The organism is Lysinibacillus sp. fkY74-1 (genome assembly GCF_053165895.1).
Genome location: NZ_CP170173.1, coordinates 1,809,423 through 1,832,719 on the forward strand (window position 1 = coordinate 1,809,423; position 23,297 = coordinate 1,832,719).

Consider the following 23,297-nt stretch of genomic DNA (forward strand, 5'->3'; position numbering starts at 1 on the left):
AAGAAATGTTTGAAATGAAAAGGTGATAGATGATGAATACCTATTTTCAACAAGTCAATCGCTATTTAACAATGGTGGCACAACAAGAAAGTGAACAAATTAACCGTGTAGCTCAGTTAATCGTTAAACGTCTAGTACAGGGAGGCATTATCCAGTTATTTGGTTCAGGTCATTCCATGTTATTAGCACAAGAATGTTATTTCAGGGCTGGCGGCTTAGTTCCAGTCAAACCGATACACATTGAATCCTTAATGCTACATCAGGGAGCCCGGCAATCTTCACAAAATGAAAAGAAGCAAGCATTTTTAGCTCCCTATAAGGATGAGCTACAGTTTGATGACAAAGATGTTTGTATCATCATTTCAACCTCTGCCAACAATCCAGTACCAATTGATATGGCGATTTACGCAAAAGAAGCAGGTGCGCATACGATATCACTACAATCATTGGCCTATCAACAGCAGCCATCACGCCATCCCTCAGGTCAACGTTTAGAGGATATCGTGGATGATGTTTTAAATACGCATGTACCACTAGGGGATGGGGTTTTAACAGTTGATGAGTTCCAATATGGACCTGTATCCACCGTATTAGGGGCAGCGCTACTAAATGCTCTATGCGCTCAAATTATTGAAATTCTGCATGAACAAGGCGCCAGCTTACCCGTGTTTGCTAGCAGTAACTTAGGGAACACCAATAATGATGAGCTCATTGATCAATATGGTCAGCGTATTCATTTTTAAGACCTTAGGAAAAGGAGGATATGTGGTGAACATAGAAAGATTTAATTCAAAAGAAGATTTATATGCACGAGCCGTTGCCATCATTGCGGCTGCTAAAAATAATGGGTCCACAACGTTCGGGCTAGCTACTGGTGGAACGATGGAACCGTTGTATGCTAAAATCTGTAAAACAGATATTGATTTTTCGAATTGCATCAGCTTTAATTTGGATGAATATGTAGGGCTTGAAGCTAACCATGAGCAAAGCTATGCCTATTACATGCATCAGCATTTATTTCACGAAAAACCATTCCAAGCTTCTTATTTACCAAATGGCTTAGCGACGAATCCTTTAGAGGAAGCAGCTCGCTATGAAGCGCTATTACAACAACATTCCTTAGACTTTCAATTGCTTGGTATCGGACAAAATGGCCATATTGGCTTCAATGAACCAGGTACGCCATTTGAGTCCTTGACACATCTTGTAACATTGGAAGAATCGACTCGTCAAGCCAATGCTCGCTTCTTTTCATCGATTAATGAAGTGCCCACGCAAGCGTTCACTATGGGGATTCAATCTATTATGCGTGCAAAATGCATTTTGTTAATTGCAGTGGGAGAAACTAAGCGTGAAGTATTAGAGCGTGTGCTGGCCTCTGATTATACAGAGGAAATTCCAGCAAGTGCTTTAACCAAACATCCAAATGTCATCATTTTAACAGATTTACAAGTAGAGGAGAATAAATCATGAAAACACAACAATTTACAGTAATCGATCCGTTAGGAATTCATGCACGTCCAGCAAGCCAGCTTGTGGCAAAAGCTACACCATTCGCTTCCGCAATTGAAGTGCGTACTGAAGAAAAAGCAGCGAATTTAAAATCAATTCTTGGCGTAATGGGATTAGCTTTAAAGCAAGGTTCTCAATTTACACTATATGTAGAGGGGGAAGACGAAGAGCAAGCATTTGAGGCATTAGCAACATTACTGACAGAAATGGGGCTTGCACAATGACACATCTCGCTGGTATTGCCGCTTCAGACGGCATTGCCATTGCTAAAGCGTATCGGTTTGTACAGCCGAATTTAACATTTAGCCAAACAACGGTTCAAGATGTTCAGGCGGAGCAGCAACGTTTAGCCGCTGCCCTTGCCAAAACGGAGCAAGAGCTAGAGGCCATCAAACAGCAAACATTAAAAAAATTCAGTGCCGAGGAAGCAGCCATCTTTGAAGCGCATTTATTAGTGGTGAAGGACCCAGAATTAATTGGGCCTATCAATCAAAAAATAGCTGATGAAGGAGTCAATGCAGAATTTGCCTTACATGAAGTTTCATCAATGTTTGTGGCGTTATTTGAAAGTATGGATGATGAATACATGAGTGCACGTGCTTCAGATATTAAAGATGTGACCAACCGCATTTTAGCACATTTACTCGGTGTACATATTCCTAACCCAAGTAGTATTAGTGAACAGGTGATTATTGTAGCTAATGATTTGACTCCTTCAGAGACAGCTCAATTGGATCGTAACTTTGTCCTAGGCTTTATTACGGATATTGGGGGGCGCACCTCTCATTCAGCCATTATGGCACGTTCATTAGAGATTCCAGCAGTAGTTGGAGCTGGTGTAGCAACGACTACGATTCAAGATGGAGATATATTAATCGTGGATGGTTTATCCGGTCAAGTGTTTGTCAATCCAACGGCTGATGTGATCGTTAGCTATCAAGAAAAAGCCCAAAGCTATCATACTCAACAAGCGGAATGGTCGACCTTAGTAAACGAACAAACGGTGTCCAAAGACGGTGTACATGTAGAGCTAGCCGCTAATATTGGCTCTCCAGGCGATTTGGAGGGCGTATTGCGCCATGGGGCTGAAGGAATTGGCCTATATCGTACAGAGTTTTTATATATGGGCAGAGAAAACCTGCCATCTGAGGATGAGCAATTTACGGCTTATCAAACGGTTCTTGAGGGAATGCAGGGGAAGCCAGTAGTCATTCGCACATTAGATATTGGTGGAGACAAACATTTGCCCTATTTACCGCTACAGGAGGAAATGAATCCATTCCTTGGTCATCGTGCCATTCGTCTATGCTTAGAGCAACAGGAATTATTCCGTACGCAATTGCGCGCTCTACTGCGAGCATCTGTATATGGAAACCTCAAAATTATGTTCCCGATGATAGCGACTATTCAAGAGTTCCGTGATGCCAAAGCGATTTTGTTAGAAGAGCAAGAAAAGCTAAAAGCAGCGGGGGAGGAAGTAAGTGCTGACATTGAAATTGGTATGATGGTTGAAATTCCTGCTACAGCAGTGATGGCTAATGTTTTTGCGAAGGAAGTAGACTTTTTCTCCATTGGAACGAATGATTTAATTCAATATACAATGGCTGCAGATCGTATGAATGAAAAAGTATCTTATTTATATCAGCCTTATAATCCAGCTATTTTACGCTTGATTCAAATGGTCATTCATGCCGCCCATCAAGAACAGAAATGGGTAGGGATGTGCGGAGAGATGGCAGGCGACGAGCTAGCAGTTCCTTTATTGCTTGGCTTAGGCTTAGATGAATTTTCAATGAGCGCAACATCCATTTTGAAAACACGCTCTTTATTGAAGCGCCTGTCTGTTAAGGACATGCAAGCTTTAGCGACTGAGGCGTTACAAGTAGCAACAGCTGAAGAGGTTATGGAAAAAGTAAAGCAAGCGGTGAAATAACTTTTCTATTAGCTACACGTGGTAAATGGTTCAGGCTGTAGATGAGCTCAAAAAAATGTTGAGTTGTCTACAGTCTTTTTTCTTTTTCACAGCAATACCCGATTTTATTGCCATGACATTAAATCATCTCCTCCATACGTGTGCTTGGAGATAAAAAAGTAGTTGAAGTGCTCTTCAACTACTTTTTATTGAATTTATATATGCTTTGAAATAAGTTGTTGAAGTTTTTCTGGAAGCGTCGGTAGATCATGCATCGTAATCGTTGTTCGAACGTAGCTTTCATCCATCTCTAGAGCCTCTGCGAAGAAGCTTCCAATCCCTCTTACTTTGCGGTCAATTTGTAATAGAATTTCTGCAGAGTGATTGGACTGCGAGAGGAAAACTATTTCAAGTTCATCTAGATGTCCTCTAAAGGAACCTGTTGGTACAAATTCAAACTCCTGTACAAATGGATAATATCCACGGAAGCGTGCTGGGGCTTGTTCACATTCTGCTTCTCGTAAACGAAAACCTAATTGCCCTATAGCGTCAAGTATATGTGATGCGAGGCTTGTTGGCTCTACACGAATATAATCTTTATCACTTGGGTCTACGGCATTTTTAATATCAAGTCCAGTTTGAATCCAAACTTGCGTTTTGCCCGCACTAATGGGTGTTTCAAAGGGCAGTGTCAATGAAATGGGAATGACCTTCTCTTCACTAGCTGCTAGTGTAAAAGGCTCTGTCACTTTGACTTTTTGTAGAGTGGCCACCTCTGTATGTTTATGATCATTGGACTCTCGTATATATGTCGTATTTATAGATAAATAGATAGAATCCACTTGTTGTTCAACTTGACCACCACGCACGATGATTTCACCTCGCATGACTTCTCCAGCTCGATAAGTATCCTTTTCCAACCTTGTATCAACTGTTGCTGAACCTATTCCAAAACTTGCTAGTGCTTTATGAAAAAAAGACATTCTTACATTCCTCCTACTGACATTGTTAGATATACATACGCACAGTTTGAAAAAAGGTTTCAAGACTCATAAATTTTTCGCCATACTCATTGGAAATCGAAAGAGGGATGGCGATAGCACGAGCAATGAAACCATATCTAGTATCGCTCTCCCGGTGTGGATTCGTATGATAGCGTCTACCAACAAAAAGACATACTTTGATCACATCATAGTTTTCTCAAAACGGTGTGTTCGATTTCTGCACCGTTTATTCATATTTAACCTTTATACTAGTTTTGGCTAGTTTTAAAGCTGAAATGATGAACAGATAGAGGGTGTTTCAATTGTATAGTTTTTTGTCAGCGATTAGTCAATTTATGAGTGAGCCAATCAACCAATTTTTAAATGCCTATGAGCATTCAGCTTGGGCTATGGCGCTTCTTTTAGGTCTCATAGGGGCACTAGCTCCCTGCCAAATAACCGGTAATATGAGTGCGGTTACATTTTATGGAAATAGGACGCTTCAAATGAAAAATAATTGGCAGGATATTCTGTTTTTTATTTTTGGAAAAGTAGTTGTTTTTAGCGGACTTGGTTTTTTAGCATGGTTATTTGGACAATCGTTTGAAACTAAAATGACATTGTATTTCCCCATTTTTCGTCAGGCCATTGGACCAATTATGATACTGACAGGGCTCGTTTTATTAGGTTTATTAAAGCTAAAATTTTTAAATCGCCTGTCGAATCTTATTCCTCCTGTTATGAAAGGGGGCAAATTAGGCTCCTTTTTAATGGGGGCTAGTTTCTCTATTGCCTTTTGTCCAACCATGTTTGTGCTGTTTTTTGTATGGCTAATGCCCATTGTGACAGGCACTTCCTATGGGTTTATCTTACCGAGTATTTTTGGGGTTGCCACTTCTGTACCACTACTCATCATGCTTCTCTTCATTTATCTTTTCGATGCTAAGCGTCTCATTTTACGAACAAGCATGAAGATGGGGAGAGTTATTCAATTAATGGCAGGCATATTGTTACTATTACTAGGTATAATGGACACCATTACATATTGGGGGATAACTTAACTTGTAAGATGTAAGGAGCGAACAAAATGAATCCAGATATGAATCTTTTTTTAGCCTTTGGCGCAGGGTTTTTAAACTTTATTTCGCCTTGCACCTTACCGCTCTATCCAGCTTTTATTTCTTATATTACAGGAATGTCATTGGATGAGCTTCAGGGAGACAATAAAAAATTAAGAACGATTGGTATGTTGCATACACTATTCTTTTTAATTGGATTTTCTGTGATTTTTATTTTCTTAGGCTATGGCTCATCTGTTGTGGGGTGGTTTTTCTTCCAGTACCAAGATGTTTTGCGACAGGTTGGGGCTATATTAATTGTGCTGTTTGGTTTAATTATTATAGGTGCTTTATCCCCGAAATTTTTAATGCAAGAAAAACGTCTTTCCTTTAAAAATCGTCCCACAGGCTATTTGGGCTCTTTTTTTATTGGTCTTGCCTTTGCAGCGGGCTGGACGCCCTGTACAGGCCCAATTACGGGGGCAGTTTTTATGATGGCTTCCCAGCATCCAGGGATGGGTATGTTTTACATGATCGCCTATGTGTTAGGGTTCGCCATCCCATTTTTCCTTCTATCACAATTTGTCACGAAATTCGCATGGATACGAAAGTATAGTCACATGACCACAAAAGTGGGTGGCTATTTTATGATTGTGCTGGGCATTATTCTATTTTTCGATGGTTTAACAAGAATCATCATTTGGCTAAGCCCCTTGTTCGATGGTTTTTCAGGATTTTAACGACCTTCATCATTTCTCCATACTTCTTTGTTACATTCGTTTTGTTGTAACAAAAGGAGGAAAATAGATGAAATCTAAAGTATGGTTTTCATTACTGACGCTATTGATTTTACTAATAGGCGGGTGTAGTACTAGTAAAACAGCTGACGAATTATCTACTAAACCAATGAACAAGCCTCATGAGGGAATGGATAGGACAAATGGTCATATGAGTCATACAAATCCCTTACAGCTTGCACCTTCTACAGGAGAAAATGAGTTGGTCATCCCACCTTTACTAGAACCAGATGGAGATAATCCAGCTCACTATTCAATTGTCGCACAAGAAGGGACAACAGAGTTTTATCAAGGGGTTCAAACAGAAACCTATGGCTATAACGGGTCCTTTTTAGGGCCGGTGATACGGATTCAATCGGGACAAACTGTGCAATTTTCAACAACAAATGAAATGAACAAAGAGACAACATTTCATTGGCATGGTTTAGAAATACCAGGTGAGGGGGATGGTGGCCCTCATGAACGAATAGAACCTGGTCAATCGAAGCAGCTGACTTTTAATATCCGCCAGCAAGCAGCTACTTTGTGGTTTCATCCTCACCCAGAAGGACAGACGGCTGAGCAGGTATATAAAGGTTTGGCAGGACTGATTTACGTGGAGGATGAAAATTCACAGCGTTTAGGATTACCTCATGAATATGGCGTGAATGATATTCCGTTAATCTTTCAGGACCGCCAGTTTGATGATCAACAGCAATTGAACTACCAGCAATTCAAAAATAATGATGGGACAATTGGTGATACATTACTCATCAATGGTACGCTCAATCCGAAGCTTCATGTCCGCCAAGAGCCTGTTCGACTTCGATTAGTGAACGGCTCCAATGCTCGGAATTTCACTTTTAAGCTTAGTACAAATGAGAATTTTCAACAAATCGCCACAGATGGAGGATTTTTAAATAGCCCTGTTCCACTAAATAAACTGACCTTAACACCAGGTGAACGTGCTGAAATTATCATCGATTTTTCAAAGCTAAGTACTTCCACTGATTTATCATTGATAAATGAAGAAGGTGTAGTCCTGTTACCGTTTACGATCACAAATGAACGCACTACTCCACAGAAGATGCAGGATGTATTTAATCAATTCTCTACAACTAGTGAAGAACAACAATTACCTGTATCTAAACGTATAGAGCTATTTGGTATGGGGACGATGGTAACGATTAATGGCAAGCAATTTGATAAGAATAGAATTGATTTTGTTCAACAGCAGGGAGTGACAGAAATTTGGGAAATTTACAATAAACCTGATATGATGGGAGGCATGACCCATCCGTTTCATATACACGGCACGCAATTTAAAATTGTATCCATTAATGGTCAGGCGCCACCGCCCAATGAACAGGGCTGGAAGGATACGGTGTCCATTGAACCAGGTGAGTTAGTTAAATTAGCAGTGAAGTTTCAAGATAAGGGCATCTATATGTTCCATTGTCATTTATTGGAGCATGAAGATAATGGTATGATGGGACAAGTAAAGGTAGAATAGAAATTTTTGGTGGATAAAAAGGTAGCTGATTTTTAATCAGCTACCTTTTGTTATTGCTCAAGCTTTGTTAATGTTTTGCCACTCCAGCCAAAAATAACGGTTAGAATCGGGCCGAGTAAACAGAAGAAGGTGAAAGGTAGATAATCCAGTGTGGAAATTCCGAGGACACTTGTGATGAAAATACCACAGACACTCCAAGGGACAAGTGGATTGACAACCGTTCCAGCATCCTCCATGACACGAGATAGGTTTTTAGGAGCTAGGCCAACCTTCGCAAATTGAGCTTTAAATGCTTCACCAGTTAACAGGATAGATAAATACTGCTCACCGATTAATGTATTGATGCCAATGCCAGTAATCGCCGCGCCTGTAATAACTGAGCCAGCACTTTTTAATAAGCTTTCAACCTTGGCTAAAATACTTTGTATGATACCAAGTGTGAACAAGAGGCCACCCATTGTTAAGGCCAGTAGTACAAGTGCAATTGTAAATAGCATGCTATTCATGCCACCGCGTGTCAGTAAGGCATCTACATCCTTATTACCAGAGTGAGAGACATAGCCATCAAATAAAATTTTGAAGACGTCTGAAGCAGGTAGGGGGTCCAGTGTATAAGATAGACCCACTCCAAGAATTGAGACAACCGCTAATGTAATAACGGCAGGAGCTTTATAGAATGTCATAATAACAAGGACAACTATTGGCAATAATGTATACCAATGAATAAGTCCTGTAGACAGCAATCCTTCTTTAAATTGCTCAACCGTATCAAAAGATGTTGCTTCACCTGTTGGCGATAAAATGGCGTATAGTACGAATGAAATCAGGAAAGCAGGGATTGTTGTCCAGCCCATATTTTTAATATGTTCAAATAGATCTACACCGACTGTTCCTGAAGCAAGATTGGTTGTATCGGATAAGGGTGACATTTTATCACCAAAAAAGGCGCCAGAAACAATTGCACCAGCAGTTATTGTTAACGAAATGTCCATGGCACCTGCGATACCCATAAATGCCACACCGACAGTTGCCACGGTTGTTAACGAACTACCAACAGAAATACCTACAATGCTACAAATTAAAAAAACGATGGCAAAGAAAAAGTTTGGTGAAACGGTTAAAAAACCATAGTAGATGAGCGTTGGGATTGTTCCACCCATAATCCAGCTCGAAATTAAAATACCAATAAAGAAGAAAATGAAAACAGCGCCCAATCCAGCACTAGCACCAGCAATCATCCCACCTTCTAAATCGCGAAAGGAAACTCTTTTTAACAATCCATAGGCTAGTAAAAGTGAAATAACCAGAAATATTGGGATATGGGGTGTTGCTTTTAAATACCCAATACTAAAAGCCATTGTGGCAATAATTAAAAGTATAACGAAGCTTGCCTCAATAAATCGAGGGTTGCTTTTAGCTTCAATTCGAAACATATGTAACCTCCTACTAAATACTTCTTCGCTTCAATGCGGTGAAGCCCAAAAGTATTATAGCACGCTAATATTTTTTGTCAATTGACAGAAAATTGAAGAATTCCTTTAAGTTATACAAAATTGTTGTTTTTTATTTTATGTATAAGCAACAACGAGGACGAGCATAACAAATAGGAAAGGTTACATGTTTCGACATTCTTTAGGTAAAAAATAACAGAGGAATATTTATTTAGAATGTAAATCTTGTTTACAATTCCTTAACATTTCAAGTGGTAAACAAATAGAAGGGAAAAAGTAAATTTCAAGTATTTTTATAAAAATAACAGAAAAAATGCTCATATTTAAAGAAAAATAGTGATTTTTATTATTTGATTTCCAACGTTTTCAACTTGGAAACTGCCCTGAAAATAAATGTGGCAAATTTTATATTACAGTTTTGTAAAATCAACACGTAAGTGTTTAAAATTTTGTAGAATTGTGTAAATGTTTTGTTATGATGGTTCAGATATTGATAATTTTTATTTTACAGGAGGAACAAGATGTTCAACTCAAACAAGCAAGATCCTTTTTTTCAGTCCTTATTAAAAATCGCTAAAAATGTGAATGAGGGAATTTATTATGCTCATAATGCCCATATTCAAGATATAGATGCGTTAAAAGAAATTGCCGATACAATGAAAGAATATGAAACAAGCGGCGATAAATTAATTCATGAGCTCATCGTTATGCTTAATAAATCATTTATGACACCAATTGAGCGAGAAGATATTTTAGCTTTAGCGAATAAATTGGATGATGTGATTGATGGAATGGAAGGCTGTATTGCCCACTTCAATATGTACAATTTAACGGAAGTAACGGAGCCAATGCGTCAATTCCTAACATATATTTCGAAGAGTACAGATGAAATGGTACAAGCCATGGAGCTATTAAATAATAAAAAGCTTGTTGAGATGCGTAAACATGCTATTCAAATTAAAGATAACGAACGTGAATGTGATGAAATCTTCCGTTCCTCAATGAAGCAGTTATTTATTCAAGAAAAAGATCCAATGCGCCTCATTGTTTTCAAGGATATTTATGAGCAATTCGAGGATATTGCTGATAGCTGCCAAACAGTGGCAAACACAATTGAAACAATAATTATGCGTAACGCATAAGATGGAGTGTAACAAATGGATACAATATTACTCATTACCATATTAGTCGTTATATTTGCATTAGTATTCGACTTTATAAATGGCTTCCATGATACAGCGAATGCTATTGCAACATCTGTATCAACCCGTGCGTTAAAACCACGTACAGCGGTTTACATGGCTGCAGTTATGAACTTCGTCGGAGCCATTACATTTGTTGGAGTAGCAAAAGCCTTAACAAAAGACATTGTGGACCCGTTTAGCTTAAATGCTTTTGATGGCGATATCACGGGTTCTGTCGTTATTTTAGCAGCTCTATTATCTGCTATCACATGGAATTTACTTACATGGTATTTTGGAATTCCGTCAAGTTCTTCCCATACATTAATTGGGTCAGTAGCAGGTGCCGCTATTGCAGCAGCAGGATTCAATATTTTGAACTATGCAGGGTTTATTAAAATTTTACAAGCACTGATTTTCTCACCATTATTAGCATTTGCCGCTGGTTTCCTAATGATGACCCTATTGAAGGTCATCTTTAAAGATATGAATTTATACCGTACAAATAAAGGCTTCCGTACCATGCAAATCGGGACAGCTGCCCTACAATCATTTACACATGGAACGAACGATGCGCAAAAAGCAATGGGGATTATAACACTTGCTTTAATCGCAGGAGGATTACACACAGGTGACGATATCCCTTTCTGGGTGCGCTTTGCAGCAGCTACAGCAATGGGTCTTGGTACCTCAGTAGGTGGATATAAAATCATCAAAACGGTGGGCGGTAAAATTATGAAGATTCGCCCAGTGAATGGCGTCGCAGCCGACTTAGCATCGGCTTCCATTATCTTTGGTGCGACATTAATTCACTTACCGGTATCCACAACACATGTTATTTCTTCATCTATCATGGGTGTAGGAACAGCACATCGTGTCAAAGGCGTTAAATGGGGAATGGCCCGTAAAATCGTAACAACTTGGGTCATCACTATGCCAATCTCTGCAGTAATGGCAGCATTAATTTACTATATTTTAAGTTTATTTTTCTAGTTTGACGAGGAGAATGCACAACGACTGTGCATTCTTTTTTTGTTTTGGGAAGAAGGATAGCTCCGCATAGTAGAAATGGACAATCCTAATCATTTGTGCAAAATAAGAATTCGTTCTAAGTTAATTATAAAGAAAGTGTAAAGTTCAGGGAAAATCACTTTTTCCGTAGTAAGGTTTAAGCAGGAGGAGAACTGATGAAGGTAAAGTTATTACTGATTGAGGATGATGCTGCAATTGGTCGCATTGTCAAAGATACGCTGGAGCAAGAGGGCTATCAAGTGACGTGGGCAACTACGGGTCTTGAAGGGCTGGAAGATTTTCAGAAGCAACCATTTGATTTAGTGTTAGTTGACTGGATGCTACCAGAAATGGATGGTCTTACGGTTTGTCAAAATATACGCTGGGAAAGTGATGTCCCCATCCTCATGATGAGTGCTCGTAAGGAAGAAGCGGATAAAGTGGAGGGCTTGCAAGGAGCGGATGATTATATCGCGAAACCGTTTAGTTTGGAGGAATTAAAGGCTCGTGTGGCATCGCATCTTAGACGCTGGAGACGCTATAACAAGCAAGACGAAGTAGAAGAGCAAACTGCCTATGCAAATGGATTAATCATTGATTGGAAACGGGAAATAGTGAGCATTAATGAGCAAGAAATCGCATTAACCCAAAAAGAATTTGCTCTTGTCAAGCTACTAGCAAAAAATCCGAGTCAAACCTTTACGAAGAAGGAACTGTATCAGTATATTTGGCAGCAGGCAACGTTAGAGGACACTCATACTGTTACAGTACATATTAAGGCACTAAGAGAAAAGCTAAAAGATTCAGTGAAACATCCATATTTTATTCAAACTGTATGGGGCAAGGGTTATCGTTTTATTGGTGAACCGCTATGAAAATAAAATCTTGGTTACTTATCACTTTTTTTATTGTTATGGTGTTGCCCATATCTGGTGCTTATAGTCTGTATGTGTGGATAAATGCTTATTATCAAGATAAAAATGTTGCGGAATACTTTGACAAGTGGACAGAGCTAAATCAGGTAAAAGCAATCGTTGACAATCCAGCACTATATCAAAAACAGGCAAATTTAGAAGAAATAGAAGAGCTGACCAATGAGCAGTTGGCGATTACACTTTACACGAAATCTGGTTTTGTCTTATATTCCTCTAACCCGTTAAAATCGGGCTATGTATGGAAAGAGCGCATGTTTAAAGGTTTATATGAGTTACAACAATCATACAACGCTTTTACCTACAAGGAACCAGTATATCGCAATGGGGACTTGTTAGGCATCTATGAAATTCAATTAATAAGAACTGATTGGGTGAAAGGCGTGGAGAAGCGTTCATGGCTTGTCATTACAGGCTCTATCTTGCTGTTTCTAGTGATTTATATAGGGGTCATTTTGTTGCTTAATCGAAAACTTAATCGACCATTACGAGAATTGATGCATCAAATGCGGAATTTTGCCAAAGGTGAGCATATAGAATCTAATTTAAGTACAAGGAAAGATGAGATTGGTTCACTCGCTCAAACATTTGTGGCGATGCAACATGAAATTGAAAAGACCCGAGCTTCCTTAAAAGTAGAACAACAGCAAAAGGAAATGATGATTGCAAGTATCTCCCACGATTTAAAAACGCCTCTTACGGCTATTCAAGCCTATGCGGAATCCTTACTAAACAATGGCTTATCACAACAGCAGCAAGCAGACTATCAGCGGGTTATCATCACGAAGGCTGATCGAATGAAGCATATGCTAGAAGATTTATTAATGTTTACATTACTCCAATCTACGAGCTATGAATTAGAGCTGGTAGACGTAGATGGGGAAGAATTTTTTGAGATGGCTTTGTCAGACTATGAACCGTTATGTGAGGAACAGGGGTTTACATTAGAAGTGTTCTGTGATGTAGATGGGCTATATGCTGTGCACCCTAAACAACTTCAACGTGTAATTGATAATTTATTGAGCAATGCTTGGCGCTATGGTGAGATCGGCACATCTATTGGTTTAGCAGCGGTTAAAGCTGGAAGTGTTCCGGAATGGGGGTTTGATTTCCTTAAGCCAGCTTTGACGAAGCAAGAGGGTATGTATATGATTGTGCAAAATAGCGGACAGGGCTTGCCACAAAAGGACATTGTAAAATTATTCGAGCCCATGTATCAAGCGGACCATGCCAGATCAAAGGCTGGAGAACGAGGCACGGGACTTGGCTTAAATATTACGAAACAAATTATTGAAAAACATGGTGGTACGGTAGAGCTGCTTTCTAGTGAGAACATTGGAACAGCTGTTGTCTGCTGGCTTCCACCTAATAAAGGAGTAGACGAACTATGAGTTGGAAAAATTCATGCCGAGCAGCAGGCTTAATCGCTGTCATGACATTTAGTTTAGTAGGCTGTAATACCGAGGCATCGTATTCACCCCAGGAAATTATTGAGCAGACGCTCCAAGAATCGAAGCAACCGCTTACCTATTATGGCGAATATACGTTAGATATGGGAGAGCTAGGTGGCAAAGCTCAGGTAAAAGAATGGGTCAAGGATAAGTATAGACGTATAGAAATGAAAGGTGACAATGGTGAACATGTCATCACGGTCAAAACTGACTCTGAGCTGATAAGCTATGATGTCACGGAACATACAGCCTTTAAAATGGCGTATCCACAAGGCGAACTTGACGGGCTACGATCGCCTAGGGAAGAGGTACAGCTTGTTTTTAATTTGGTTAAAGATACACATGAGATTAAGATAGCAGGCGAAGAGAAGGTCGCTGGAAGAGACACATATAAAATTGTAGCAAAAACTACAAAAACCGAATCACTATTTGGGGATATAGAAGCATGGATTGACAAAAAAACATGGCTGATGTTAAAAATGAAGTCAGATAATGCAGGTAATCAAATAATCACCGAATACTCAAAAATAAATGTTGATGAAAAAATAGATGATCAACAATTTATACTTGATCTACCAGAGGATGTAACGATCCAAGAAATTAGCGGTGAAGATACTTCAGCATTAATTTCATGGGACGAAGCAAAGCAACAACTAGGAAAGTTTTTAATGGTTCCGCAAGAAAATGCCCTTTCTATAGATAAAATTTCAATGGTTAAAGGATTAGAGGATCGACCAGAATATTCCTTTGACTTTGGATTAGATGGGCAGCCAGCGTTTTTCATCACTATTTTTAAAGCGGATGAGAGTATGAGTGAAATTGGTCCCATCTTAAATGAAAAAGAGATGGATATTCGAGGACAAAAAGGAACGGTTATGGATGATAAAAATTTCCGTTCGATTGCTTGGCAAGAAAACGGCTATCAATATAGTATCGTTGGCGAAAATCCAGAGTTAACGATTGAGGATCTTATAAGCTATGCACAACAAATGGAAATTGTACAATGAGGTGATGCTATGAAAAGAGCACATGGGATGAAATGTCTTGCATTGTTTTTATTTACAACTATTTTTTTATACGGGGTAGGGGATACCTATCAAGTGTCTTGGCTACAATTTCATTTTACGGGTCGATACGATGAAGTAGGCTTTTATTTCAGCTTTACTTCACTTATTCCGATATTGATTGGATTATTGATGTTAGGGCTATATGAATCACTTTTAAAACGATTAATATAAAAAGTGAAAGGCAGGATCTCAGATGAGGATCCTGCTTTTTATAGTAGGAGTACGCTATTGTTTTATCGTTGACCACCTTTTTTATGGTTTTGCTCAACCATTGATATTCCTTTATTCAGGCTTCCTCTTATTCATTAAGCAATCTGCTGTAAATGTGTTTTCGTAAAGGCTTCCTCATATTTTAAACCGTAACCGAGTGCTCGATCTAAGAAAATATGTGCTAGCCAAATCAAGGCAGCCATCAGAAGTATTGGCGTAGATAGCGTAAAGCCGATTACGAGAAGTACGGCCGGTATGACAAAGCTATGTCCAATATTATAGAAAAGGGCCCCGATTTTTGAATTGATCATATATCCGAGCATCGTGATATCAGGTAAAAGTAAAAATATTATAAATGATAGCCATGAAAAATCTAAGTGCCCATAAAAAAAGATTGTCATGATAAAGGCGATGACATATTCTAGAGAGAGAATTTTACGTAGTTTCATTGTGACCACGACCTTCCTGTAAGTTTTGGTACATATCTTCCATTAGTAAGTTAATTTTTTCTTGGTTGTTCTGAAATTGTCCGTCAGCCATTAATGCTTTGGTTAGCTGTAAGGAATGTAGTGCGTGCTGATAAAAGTACATGAGCTGTTCAATATGGGCAATCTTTGCAGAAAATAGCTGTACGGTTGCTTCATTACATTCCGTGGATATAGGTTTCTGTTCGAGTGTCAGTAAAAAATTAATTTCTTGTAAGCTAAAGCCAAGCTGGCGTAGGACGAGAATAAATTTCATGGTCTGTTCACATGTGCCATCATACACACGGTAGCCATTGTTTAACTTCTGCGGATGTAAAAGTCCTTCTTTTTCGTAATAACGGACTGTATCGGTGGATAATCCAAACTTCTCAGCAAATTGTTTAATTTTCATAAAAGCACCTCCTACAATCATCCTAACATTGGAGTAAGCTCCAAGGTCAATACACTTTAAGAAAAAATTTGATACGGTTAGGGGGAGGGGGGCGTATTAAAATATAGAAGGGCTATTGGAGGTTTACTTTATCTCCAAAAGAGAGGAAGTGGAGAAGTTAAATTTACCTCTGCAAAGGCCAAGAAATTAAAAGAATTATTGGGTATTGAAGAATCTTAACAAGTCTCTGTGAAAGAGGCTTGTTTTTTGGTTGCGAGAAAATTATAGTGAAAGTACCATGTTAAATTTACCAGTAAAATATAAAAATAGTAATATAGGAAAATATACACAATCACTCATTTGTCTAGTATTAATTGCTTAATTTTGTAAAAACAAATGAGTCCAAAGAATTGTAATATTTTATTCGTGCAGGTAGTATTAAAGATGTAAGGGTGAAAATAAGGGGGAGCGGTATGAACGTACAAGAATTTGAAGAATTATGGATTACGCTCAATGAATTATATAACGCGGATCGTTTTTTAGAATATATAGAAATAAGTAGTGCCGCAGTCGAAAGTGCCATTAAGCTTGGAATGTATGATAAGGCCATCCTTCTATTACGTTATAGCTGTGCCAGTTATTTTCAAACTGGTGATTTACAGCTATCGATTAGTGTACTTGAACAATATCGAGAGCTGACTTTTCAACATGGTAATGATATTGATCTTATTCAATATTATAATATAGCTGCCATTTATTGGGGGACTTTTGGTCACTTAAAGAAATCTGAAGAGCTGATGTTAAAGGGATTAAAAATTGCTGAATCTATTCAACATGTGGAGAGCCTGGGGAAAATTTATAATAATCTAAGCGATTTGGAAATATCAATGGGCAATTATCGCACAGCCAAGGAATTCGCCTTAAAAAGTCTTTATTACTCAAATGCGTTTGAAGTGCAGCATAAAGAACCTTATACAGGAATTATGTATCCAAAAACAAACCTAGCAGTAGCACTTATATGGCTGGAAGAGTTTGATGAGGCTAATGTACTATTACAAGAATTATTAGCAACAATTCATAACCCACCCTATTCAAAAGTACAATTAGAGGTCTTCAATGCATATGCTGTTCTTTGTGAACGACAAGGACGCGTAAGTGAGGCTATTGATTTATATCAAAAGACTAAACATTATGCTTTGCAAAACAATGACCTGTCCTTGCTCCAAATCATCTATAATTCATTAGTGAAGCTAATTGAGGATCAAGGGAATAAAATTGTTTTATGTGCTGTTCAGAAGGAATATATTAATATTTTGTTAGAAATCCAACGTGAAAATTACTCTCATGTATTATTTGAAATGGAGTACAATGATCATAAAAAGCAATTTGAAAAAAATGCTTATTTTGATCCGCTAACGAATATTTACAATCGACGTTATTTTGATGAAAATGCCAAAAGGATGCTCGAAAAAGCAGCTGAAAGCAATCAGCAACTAGCGTTGATGATGGTGGATTTAGACCATTTTAAAGAAATCAATGATATGAATGGCCATTTATTTGGAGACGATGCGCTAACGAATACTGCTAAAACATTACAAGATTATTTTCAACCCTTTGAAGCTATCGTTGCTCGCTTTGGGGGAGACGAGTTTATCATTCTCAGTCAAGTAAAAGAGGGGGAAACGGTGCAAACATTGGCCGACAACCTCTATCAAACCTTAACGGCTTTGTCACTCACGGTAAATGGCGAAACGGTTCAATTGGAATTTAGTATCGGAGTTAGTACGAATCATTTTGGCAAAATCAAGAAAGTGGAAGAGCTGATTCAGCATGCGGATGAAGCACTTTACAAGTCAAAGCGTAATGGACGTAACCAAATTACACACTATAACCATTATTGTGATGTGGGAAATGGTATTTAAAGAGAAAGAGGCATGACTTTATAGTAGGTGCCTCTTTTAAATACGTTTACAAGCTGCTGTCAGGATTAATAATGCCGTAAAATACGATATCTTCAAAAGTACCATTTTTAAAAACATGAGATTTTAACGTTCCCTCATAGCACATGCCACACTTCTCCATGATTTTGCCAGAGGCGGGATTAGATAGAAAATACTGCGCGAAGACACGATGATACTGTTTTTCTTTAAAGGCAAATTCAATGATGGCACGAGCAGCTTCTGTTCCATAGCCATTCCCCCAATACGGTTCCCCAATCCAATAAGCCATTTCACCATTTCGATGCTGTTGTCGATTGGATAGCCCGATAGCCCCATATAAATGTCCGCTTTGTTTGTCCGTTATAGCAAATTCATATAGTTTCTCTTGTTCAAAATTTTGTAGATGGTTGGAAATCCATGACAAAGCACAATCTAACGTATAAGGATAGGGCAAATTTAACGTGCTCTTGTAAAGGGCAAAATTGTTACATAACAAACTTACTTCAGGTGCATCAGCCTCTGTAAAAAGTCGGAGCATGAGACGCTCTGTTTCGATTGTTTTGTCTGTTGCTTGGTAAAACATTGAATTACCCCCTTCAAAAATGGTAAAACAGATTATAACACAATTAAATAGAAGGAATAAACTACATAATGGAAATTAATGATTTCTTGAAATTAGATAAAAATTTATTGAAAAACGATAAATGTTATGGTAAATTGAACAAGATAATAAATAAAAGAGGTGCGTAATATGAAACGAGAAACGCTCTTTTTAAAGATCGCTGTTTTTCTAATGGGATTGCCGGTTTTTGCTTTATGTATATGGGTGGTGCCACGTGTTGCTTTAGATACAGCTCAGCATTCTCCAATCTTAACCATTGTTGCATTATTTGGCGTCTATGCAACGGCAATTGCTTATTTTGTTGCTCTATATACAACAATCAAGCTGCTAAGCTATATTGATCAAAACATTGCTTTTTCAGAGCTGTCAGTGAAAGCTTTAATTAATATTAAATATTGTGCAATTATCATTAGTAGTGTTTACGTGGTGGGCATGCCACTGATATACTATGCTGCAGAAGTAGACGATGCCCCTGGTCTTATACTTATTGGAATGGTTATTATTTGTGCTTCTTTTGTGGTTGCAGTTTTTGCTGCTGTTCTTCAAAAGCTACTAGAAAATGCCATCGATATCAAATCAGAAAATGATTTAACGGTTTGAGGTGAATACTATGGCGATGATTATCAATATTGATGTCATGTTGGCGAAACGGAAAATGAGTGTAACTGAACTTTCAGAGAAGGTTGGCATCACGATGGCGAATCTTTCTATTTTGAAAAATGGCAAAGCGAAAGCAATTCGCTTTTCAACATTAGAGGCGATTTGTGAGGCGTTAGAATGTCAGCCTGGGGATATTTTAGAATATAAACGGAACGAAGGATAAAGACTGTAGTTCAAAGCCGTCGAGAGAATAAGTCTCGATGGCTTTTGTCATTTTTTCACACGGGTCATCCGTATTTACTTAGAATAAAAAAATGTAGTAAATATTGCCAAAAGAATATAGTTATGCTACGATAAAGCTAAGATAAATCGACAGTCAGTCGGTCTATTGAGAGGAGTGTTTGGATGAGGGAAATGAAAAAAGCAGAGGAACGGAGAAATGAAATTTTAGATGCAGCAGATGAGCTGTTTACGCAGAAGGGGTTCGATGGCACTAGCACCAATAATATTCTTGAAAAAGTTGGGATTGCCCGCGGTACGCTATATTACCATTTTAAATCCAAGGAAGATATTATGGATGCCCTCATCGAACGATATACCGAAACCATGTTAACGAAAGCAAGGGCAGTTGCAGTGGACAACAGTATTGCGGTGAATGAGCGCATATTAAGGGTTGTGATGGCATTAAATATGCAGAATGAAAATGAAAATGGTCAGGAAATTATGGACCACATTCATAAGCCGCAAAATGCATTAATGCATCGAAAAATACAGCAGGTAGTCATGAATCAAGTGCCGCCATTATTGACGGACATCATCCGTGAGGGTATTGAGCAAGGGATTTATCATACACCGTACCCATACGAATGTATGGAGATGATTGTCGCTTATACAAATACCGTCTTCGATGATGACTTGGTATTGTTGTCAGATGAAGAGCGGGCCGCTCGTATCCCACCATTTATCTTCAATGTGGAGCGAATGCTTGGCGTGGAAACCGGTAGTTTGTTGTACATGATGAAAATGTTTAGTCATGCAGGGCAAGGCGAGACGAAATAAATGGATGAGGGTCTTAATACTGACAAAGGGGTGACCTATGTATTTCAAAATTGTACGGAATGATATAGCGAATAGTAAGGTGATTACATGTTTGACAACATTATTTGTGGCAGGTGCGGCTATGCTTGTTACGCTTTCGGCCGTTCTTATTGTTCATTTATCCACTTCCATTGATACATTATTAAAGCAAGCGGAAACATCTCATTTTCTTCAAATGCATTCGGGTACTATCGATCAAGAGCGTCTCATTCATTTTGCGGAGCGCAATGAGCAGGTGGATGAATTTCAGATAAATGAATTTCTCAATGTAGATGGTGCCAAGATAAACATTGCAGGCAACACACTTGCACAAAATGTACAGGACAATGGGTTTACCACCCAAAGTGAGAAGTTTGATTTTTTACTAGACCTTGATGGCCGTGTGATTGAAGTGGAAAAAGGAGATATTTACGTACCTGTAGGCTATATGAGGGACGGCACAGCCAAGCTTGGTGATACAGTAATGATCCATAATAAGCCATTTACAGTTGCAGGTTTTTTAAGGGATTCACAAATGAATTCTATGCTAGCGTCGTCTAAACGATTTCTCGTTAGTGAAGAGGACTATGCAGCCATTAAGGCAGCTGGCACTATTGAATATTTAATAGAGTTTCGTTTGAAAGATTTGGCTGATTTGAGAAGCTTTGAAGAGGCCTATCAACGTGCAGATTTAGAAGCGAACGGACCTACGATTACGTGGCCGCTCTTTAAAATGCTAAATGCCCTATCAGATGGTTTGATGATCGCTGTTATTTTATTAATCAGCGTGCTAGTGGTGGTCATTGCATTGATGTGTATCCGTTTTACATTGCTAACTAAAATGGAAGAGGATTATCGTGAAATTGGTGTAATGAAGGCAATTGGTTTACGGGTTGCCGATATACAGAAAATGTATCTTGCAAAATACGGTGTGATAGCGGCCTTGGGCTGTGTGCTTGGCTTTACCTTTTCATTTATGGTAAGGGATATTCTTTTAGCAAATATCCGTCTTTATATGGGGGATACAGCCAATACGGCACTTATCTGGCTGTTCACTATTATAGGTCTTGTGCTAGTATTTGCTTCCATTCTGATTTATGTACAATTTGTTTTGAAACAGTTTCGTAAGCTTTCGGCTGTTCAGGCTATCCGATTTGGAGCGGTGCAAAGTAAAGCAAGACATGCGAGGTGGCTAAAAATTAGCACCAATAAAAGGCTTCCTATCAATCTCTTTTTGGGCGTGAAGGATGTACTATCCCGTAAAAGATTATATGCCACGATGCTTACTGTCTTACTATTAGCAACATTTATCATTATTGTACCTCAAAATTTATACAATACCATTTCCTCCAAAAAATTTATCACGTATATGGGGATTGGCAATAGTGACATCCGCATAGATATCCCACAAGGGGACCAACATATTCAGCATGTAACAGCTGTGCTCGAAACGCTAGAGCGTGATAAAGATATTACGAATTATACGGTTCTGACGACAAAAAAATTTACAACAATGACAGATGACGGAGTGGAAGAGAGTCTAAAAATAGAGTTGGGCGACCATACCGTTTTCCCAGTAGAATATGCGCAAGGTAGGGCGCCGGTAGCCCAGGATGAAATGGCCCTTTCTGTTCTTAATGCGGAGGAGCTTCACAAAAAAGTGGGTGATACTATTATCCTTATCGTCCAAGGTGAAATGAAAAGTTTAACAGTGAGTGGCATTTATTCAGATATTACCAATGGTGGGAAAACAGCGAAGGCAGCATTCTTAGATGATTCTACAGATAGTATGTGGAACGTATTTTATGGAACGTTGTCTAATCAATCGGAAGTCGAAAAAAAGGTTACGGAGTATGCAGATAGATTTCATTTTGCCAAGGTTTCAGGCATCGAGGAATATATTTATCAAACATTCGGAACGACCATCAGTGCTATTAAGAAAGTTTCAAGTGTAGCACTTGTAGGAGCTCTCCTTATGTGTGTGCTGATGACAGTGTTGTTTATGAAAATGCTTATCGCAAAGGATCGATCTCCCATTGCTATCTTGAAATCGATGGGCTTTACAAACGTAGATATTTCCATACAATATGCGGCACGTTCAGTTGTTGTCTTGATGCTGGCCATTACTGTGGGGACAGTTCTCGCTAACACATTAGGAGAATTCCTGACATCCACGATCATTGCATCATTCGGTGCAGCTTCATTTAATTTTATCATTAATCCACTATCTGCCTATGTTTTTTGCCCGTTAGCTCTCCTAAGTGTCGTACTCCTAGCAACACTTATTGGTACTTTTAAGGCGGGACAGTTAAAAATAATGGATCATATAAAGGAGTAGAATATGAAAAAGCTTTTGAGTGGTGAACAAATAGCCAAGTCATTTCAGGTCGGAACTGAACGACATGAGGTTTTAAAGTCTATATCTATTGATGTATATGAAGGCGAGTTCGTTTCAATTATGGGCCCTTCTGGTTGCGGTAAATCAACCTTACTATACGCTCTTAGTGGGATGGACAGCATTGATCAAGGACTGGTTTCTTTTGATGGAGTCGATGTAACAACACTCCATGACAAGGAGCTAGCTGAACTTCGTCGAACGAGGATGGGTTTTGTGTTTCAGCAGCCAACCTTTCTTAAAAGTTTAAATATCCTTGATAATATATTGTTACCAGCAGTACGTGATCAGCGAAAGAATATCGTAGCTTTAACGGAAAAAGCACAGAGCATCATGAAAAAAGTAGGGATTGAGGACTTAGCAACGCGTGATATTACGCAAGTTTCAGGTGGCCAGCTTCAGCGGGCAGGCATTTGTCGAGCTTTAATTAGTAGTCCATCGATGATTTTTGGTGATGAACCAACAGGCGCATTAAATTCAACGACTGCCCAGGAAATTATGGATATTCTAGCCTCCATCAATCAAGAAGGTACAACGGTTATGCTTGTGACACATGATCCGAAAATTGCTGCACGAACCGAGCGTATTCTCTTTATGAGTGATGGTTCTATTATCAGTGAATTGCGTTTACCACGATTCAAGGGTATTGATTTGGATGATAGAATGGCAAAAGTTGCAACCACGATGCGAGAAATGGGTATTTAATAGATGAATTCAAAAAATCCGCAATGACTTGGAGTAGCTATTGCGG

General features: G+C 38.7%; 24 protein-coding genes. 19 read left to right on the forward strand and 5 right to left on the reverse strand.

All coding sequences use genetic code 11. The features are described from left to right. Nucleotides 1-32: 32 nt before the first annotated feature. From ACE1MS_RS08545 to ptsP, 4 genes are read left to right on the forward strand one after another with little or no spacing between them, the layout of a single operon-like run. Nucleotides 33-743: a sugar isomerase domain-containing protein gene (locus ACE1MS_RS08545; protein WP_031419726.1), complete on the forward strand. Its 711-nt coding sequence runs from the start codon at nt 33-35 to the stop codon at nt 741-743. Continuing rightward, on the forward strand, nt 721-1,473 hold the full coding sequence (locus ACE1MS_RS08550) for a glucosamine-6-phosphate deaminase (protein ID WP_180276562.1): 753 nt from the start codon (nt 721-723) through the stop codon (nt 1,471-1,473). The genes ACE1MS_RS08545 and ACE1MS_RS08550 overlap by 23 nt, the downstream gene beginning before the upstream one ends. After that, nucleotides 1,470-1,736, forward strand: coding sequence for an HPr family phosphocarrier protein (locus ACE1MS_RS08555; protein WP_099805256.1), 267 nt, complete (start codon nt 1,470-1,472; stop codon nt 1,734-1,736). Before ACE1MS_RS08550 ends, ACE1MS_RS08555 begins: the two co-directional genes overlap by 4 nt. After that, nucleotides 1,733-3,445 (forward strand): phosphoenolpyruvate--protein phosphotransferase, encoded by a 1,713-nt coding sequence (gene ptsP / locus ACE1MS_RS08560; RefSeq protein ID WP_099805255.1) that lies wholly within the window; start codon nt 1,733-1,735, stop codon nt 3,443-3,445. The genes ACE1MS_RS08555 and ptsP overlap by 4 nt, the downstream gene beginning before the upstream one ends. A 194-nt stretch (nt 3,446-3,639) precedes the next feature. Here the strand turns inward: ptsP and ACE1MS_RS08565 are convergent, their stop codons facing one another. Further along, on the reverse strand, nt 3,640-4,407 hold the full coding sequence (locus tag ACE1MS_RS08565; RefSeq protein WP_012294001.1) for a sporulation protein: 768 nt from the start codon (nt 4,405-4,407) through the stop codon (nt 3,640-3,642). 323 nt (nt 4,408-4,730) lie between these two features. Here ACE1MS_RS08565 and ACE1MS_RS08570 point away from each other — a divergent pair, with 323 nt between their 5' ends. The 3 genes from ACE1MS_RS08570 to ACE1MS_RS08580 all read left to right on the forward strand — a co-directional run bounded on the left by ACE1MS_RS08570 (nt 4,731) and on the right by ACE1MS_RS08580 (nt 7,754). Then, nucleotides 4,731-5,468: an urease accessory protein UreH domain-containing protein gene (locus ACE1MS_RS08570; RefSeq protein WP_207889840.1), complete on the forward strand. Its 738-nt coding sequence runs from the start codon at nt 4,731-4,733 to the stop codon at nt 5,466-5,468. A gap of 26 nt (nt 5,469-5,494) precedes the next feature. Next, complete coding sequence (locus tag ACE1MS_RS08575) at nt 5,495-6,205, forward strand: cytochrome c biogenesis CcdA family protein (RefSeq protein WP_197224977.1); 711 nt, start codon at nt 5,495-5,497, stop codon at nt 6,203-6,205. 67 nt (nt 6,206-6,272) lie between these two features. Beyond that, nucleotides 6,273-7,754: a multicopper oxidase family protein gene (locus ACE1MS_RS08580; protein WP_447402835.1), complete on the forward strand. Its 1,482-nt coding sequence runs from the start codon at nt 6,273-6,275 to the stop codon at nt 7,752-7,754. Nucleotides 7,755-7,804: 50 nt separating this feature from the next. On the opposite strand, the gene nhaC is transcribed toward ACE1MS_RS08580, so the two are convergent. Continuing rightward, nucleotides 7,805-9,187, reverse strand: a complete 1,383-nt coding sequence (nhaC, locus tag ACE1MS_RS08585) for a Na+/H+ antiporter NhaC (protein WP_031419733.1) — start codon at nt 9,185-9,187, stop codon at nt 7,805-7,807. 539 nt (nt 9,188-9,726) lie between these two features. On the opposite strand from nhaC, the gene ACE1MS_RS08590 reads away from it, so the two are divergent. The 6 genes from ACE1MS_RS08590 to ACE1MS_RS08615 all read left to right on the forward strand — a co-directional run bounded on the left by ACE1MS_RS08590 (nt 9,727) and on the right by ACE1MS_RS08615 (nt 15,018). After that, a complete protein-coding gene (locus ACE1MS_RS08590) occupies nt 9,727-10,347 on the forward strand; it encodes a DUF47 domain-containing protein (protein WP_031419734.1) in 621 nt (206 codons plus the stop codon). 15 nt (nt 10,348-10,362) lie between these two features. After that, nucleotides 10,363-11,379, forward strand: a complete 1,017-nt coding sequence (locus ACE1MS_RS08595) for an inorganic phosphate transporter (protein WP_012294007.1) — start codon at nt 10,363-10,365, stop codon at nt 11,377-11,379. Nucleotides 11,380-11,573: 194 nt separating this feature from the next. Further along, on the forward strand, nt 11,574-12,272 hold the full coding sequence (locus tag ACE1MS_RS08600; RefSeq protein ID WP_031419736.1) for a response regulator transcription factor: 699 nt from the start codon (nt 11,574-11,576) through the stop codon (nt 12,270-12,272). Further along, nucleotides 12,269-13,720 (forward strand): HAMP domain-containing sensor histidine kinase, encoded by a 1,452-nt coding sequence (locus ACE1MS_RS08605; RefSeq protein WP_036161338.1) that lies wholly within the window; start codon nt 12,269-12,271, stop codon nt 13,718-13,720. Before ACE1MS_RS08600 ends, ACE1MS_RS08605 begins: the two co-directional genes overlap by 4 nt. Then, nucleotides 13,717-14,787 carry a LolA family protein gene (locus tag ACE1MS_RS08610; RefSeq protein WP_036166357.1) on the forward strand — a complete coding sequence of 357 codons (1,071 nt, stop codon included), beginning with the start codon at nt 13,717-13,719 and terminating at the stop codon, nt 14,785-14,787. Before ACE1MS_RS08605 ends, ACE1MS_RS08610 begins: the two co-directional genes overlap by 4 nt. 9 nt (nt 14,788-14,796) lie before the next feature. Further along, nucleotides 14,797-15,018: a hypothetical protein gene (locus ACE1MS_RS08615; RefSeq protein ID WP_447402836.1), complete on the forward strand. Its 222-nt coding sequence runs from the start codon at nt 14,797-14,799 to the stop codon at nt 15,016-15,018. Nucleotides 15,019-15,152: 134 nt separating this feature from the next. Here the strand turns inward: ACE1MS_RS08615 and ACE1MS_RS08620 are convergent, their stop codons facing one another. Continuing rightward, nucleotides 15,153-15,506, reverse strand: coding sequence for a DUF4260 domain-containing protein (locus tag ACE1MS_RS08620; protein WP_036161343.1), 354 nt, complete (start codon nt 15,504-15,506; stop codon nt 15,153-15,155). After that, nucleotides 15,493-15,933, reverse strand: a complete 441-nt coding sequence (locus tag ACE1MS_RS08625) for a MerR family transcriptional regulator (RefSeq protein WP_031419742.1) — start codon at nt 15,931-15,933, stop codon at nt 15,493-15,495. The genes ACE1MS_RS08620 and ACE1MS_RS08625 overlap by 14 nt, the downstream gene beginning before the upstream one ends. 452 nt (nt 15,934-16,385) lie before the next feature. Here ACE1MS_RS08625 and ACE1MS_RS08630 point away from each other — a divergent pair, with 452 nt between their 5' ends. Then, entirely contained in the window at nt 16,386-17,834 is a 1,449-nt protein-coding gene (locus ACE1MS_RS08630) for a tetratricopeptide repeat-containing diguanylate cyclase (protein WP_036161350.1), read from the forward strand. Nucleotides 17,835-17,880: 46 nt separating this feature from the next. Here ACE1MS_RS08630 and ACE1MS_RS08635 read toward each other — a convergent pair whose 3' ends face one another. Then, a complete protein-coding gene (locus ACE1MS_RS08635) occupies nt 17,881-18,435 on the reverse strand; it encodes a GNAT family N-acetyltransferase (RefSeq protein WP_012294016.1) in 555 nt (184 codons plus the stop codon). 168 nt (nt 18,436-18,603) lie between these two features. On the opposite strand from ACE1MS_RS08635, the gene ACE1MS_RS08640 reads away from it, so the two are divergent. The 5 genes from ACE1MS_RS08640 (at nt 18,604) to ACE1MS_RS08660 (ending at nt 23,251) form a co-directional block, all read left to right on the forward strand. Continuing rightward, on the forward strand, nt 18,604-19,074 hold the full coding sequence (locus ACE1MS_RS08640; RefSeq protein ID WP_447402837.1) for a DUF2975 domain-containing protein: 471 nt from the start codon (nt 18,604-18,606) through the stop codon (nt 19,072-19,074). 10 nt (nt 19,075-19,084) lie between these two features. Next, nucleotides 19,085-19,297: a helix-turn-helix domain-containing protein gene (locus ACE1MS_RS08645; protein WP_031419746.1), complete on the forward strand. Its 213-nt coding sequence runs from the start codon at nt 19,085-19,087 to the stop codon at nt 19,295-19,297. Nucleotides 19,298-19,479: 182 nt separating this feature from the next. Beyond that, nucleotides 19,480-20,133, forward strand: coding sequence for a TetR/AcrR family transcriptional regulator (locus ACE1MS_RS08650; RefSeq protein WP_197150763.1), 654 nt, complete (start codon nt 19,480-19,482; stop codon nt 20,131-20,133). Nucleotides 20,134-20,170: 37 nt separating this feature from the next. Next, a complete protein-coding gene (locus ACE1MS_RS08655; RefSeq protein ID WP_289449151.1) occupies nt 20,171-22,489 on the forward strand; it encodes an ABC transporter permease in 2,319 nt (772 codons plus the stop codon). A gap of 3 nt (nt 22,490-22,492) precedes the next feature. After that, the gene (locus ACE1MS_RS08660) at nt 22,493-23,251 is read left to right on the forward strand and encodes an ABC transporter ATP-binding protein (protein ID WP_031419750.1); all 759 of its coding nucleotides are present in this window, start codon (nt 22,493-22,495) and stop codon (nt 23,249-23,251) included. Nucleotides 23,252-23,297: the final 46 nt, after the last annotated feature.

Bases quoted from the DNA above. Each gene is read 5' to 3' on its own strand.
- ACE1MS_RS08545 (WP_031419726.1), top strand. From the start codon at position 33: ATGAATACCTATTTTCAACAAGTCAATCGCTATTTAACAATGGTGGCA.
- ACE1MS_RS08550 (WP_180276562.1), top strand. From the start codon at position 721: ATGGTCAGCGTATTCATTTTTAAGACCTTAGGAAAAGGAGGATATGTG.
- ACE1MS_RS08555 (WP_099805256.1), top strand. From the start codon at position 1,470: ATGAAAACACAACAATTTACAGTAATCGATCCGTTAGGAATTCATGCA.
- ptsP (WP_099805255.1), top strand. From the start codon at position 1,733: ATGACACATCTCGCTGGTATTGCCGCTTCAGACGGCATTGCCATTGCT.
- ACE1MS_RS08565 (WP_012294001.1), bottom strand. From the start codon at position 4,407: ATGTCTTTTTTTCATAAAGCACTAGCAAGTTTTGGAATAGGTTCAGCA.
- ACE1MS_RS08575 (WP_197224977.1), top strand. From the start codon at position 5,495: ATGAATCCAGATATGAATCTTTTTTTAGCCTTTGGCGCAGGGTTTTTA.
- ACE1MS_RS08580 (WP_447402835.1), top strand. From the start codon at position 6,273: ATGAAATCTAAAGTATGGTTTTCATTACTGACGCTATTGATTTTACTA.
- nhaC (WP_031419733.1), bottom strand. From the start codon at position 9,187: ATGTTTCGAATTGAAGCTAAAAGCAACCCTCGATTTATTGAGGCAAGC.
- ACE1MS_RS08590 (WP_031419734.1), top strand. From the start codon at position 9,727: ATGTTCAACTCAAACAAGCAAGATCCTTTTTTTCAGTCCTTATTAAAA.
- ACE1MS_RS08595 (WP_012294007.1), top strand. From the start codon at position 10,363: ATGGATACAATATTACTCATTACCATATTAGTCGTTATATTTGCATTA.
- ACE1MS_RS08600 (WP_031419736.1), top strand. From the start codon at position 11,574: ATGAAGGTAAAGTTATTACTGATTGAGGATGATGCTGCAATTGGTCGC.
- ACE1MS_RS08605 (WP_036161338.1), top strand. From the start codon at position 12,269: ATGAAAATAAAATCTTGGTTACTTATCACTTTTTTTATTGTTATGGTG.
- ACE1MS_RS08610 (WP_036166357.1), top strand. From the start codon at position 13,717: ATGAGTTGGAAAAATTCATGCCGAGCAGCAGGCTTAATCGCTGTCATG.
- ACE1MS_RS08615 (WP_447402836.1), top strand. From the start codon at position 14,797: ATGAAAAGAGCACATGGGATGAAATGTCTTGCATTGTTTTTATTTACA.
- ACE1MS_RS08620 (WP_036161343.1), bottom strand. From the start codon at position 15,506: ATGAAACTACGTAAAATTCTCTCTCTAGAATATGTCATCGCCTTTATC.
- ACE1MS_RS08625 (WP_031419742.1), bottom strand. From the start codon at position 15,933: ATGAAAATTAAACAATTTGCTGAGAAGTTTGGATTATCCACCGATACA.
- ACE1MS_RS08630 (WP_036161350.1), top strand. From the start codon at position 16,386: ATGAACGTACAAGAATTTGAAGAATTATGGATTACGCTCAATGAATTA.
- ACE1MS_RS08635 (WP_012294016.1), bottom strand. From the start codon at position 18,435: ATGTTTTACCAAGCAACAGACAAAACAATCGAAACAGAGCGTCTCATG.
- ACE1MS_RS08640 (WP_447402837.1), top strand. From the start codon at position 18,604: ATGAAACGAGAAACGCTCTTTTTAAAGATCGCTGTTTTTCTAATGGGA.
- ACE1MS_RS08645 (WP_031419746.1), top strand. From the start codon at position 19,085: ATGGCGATGATTATCAATATTGATGTCATGTTGGCGAAACGGAAAATG.
- ACE1MS_RS08650 (WP_197150763.1), top strand. From the start codon at position 19,480: ATGAGGGAAATGAAAAAAGCAGAGGAACGGAGAAATGAAATTTTAGAT.
- ACE1MS_RS08655 (WP_289449151.1), top strand. From the start codon at position 20,171: ATGTATTTCAAAATTGTACGGAATGATATAGCGAATAGTAAGGTGATT.
- ACE1MS_RS08660 (WP_031419750.1), top strand. From the start codon at position 22,493: ATGAAAAAGCTTTTGAGTGGTGAACAAATAGCCAAGTCATTTCAGGTC.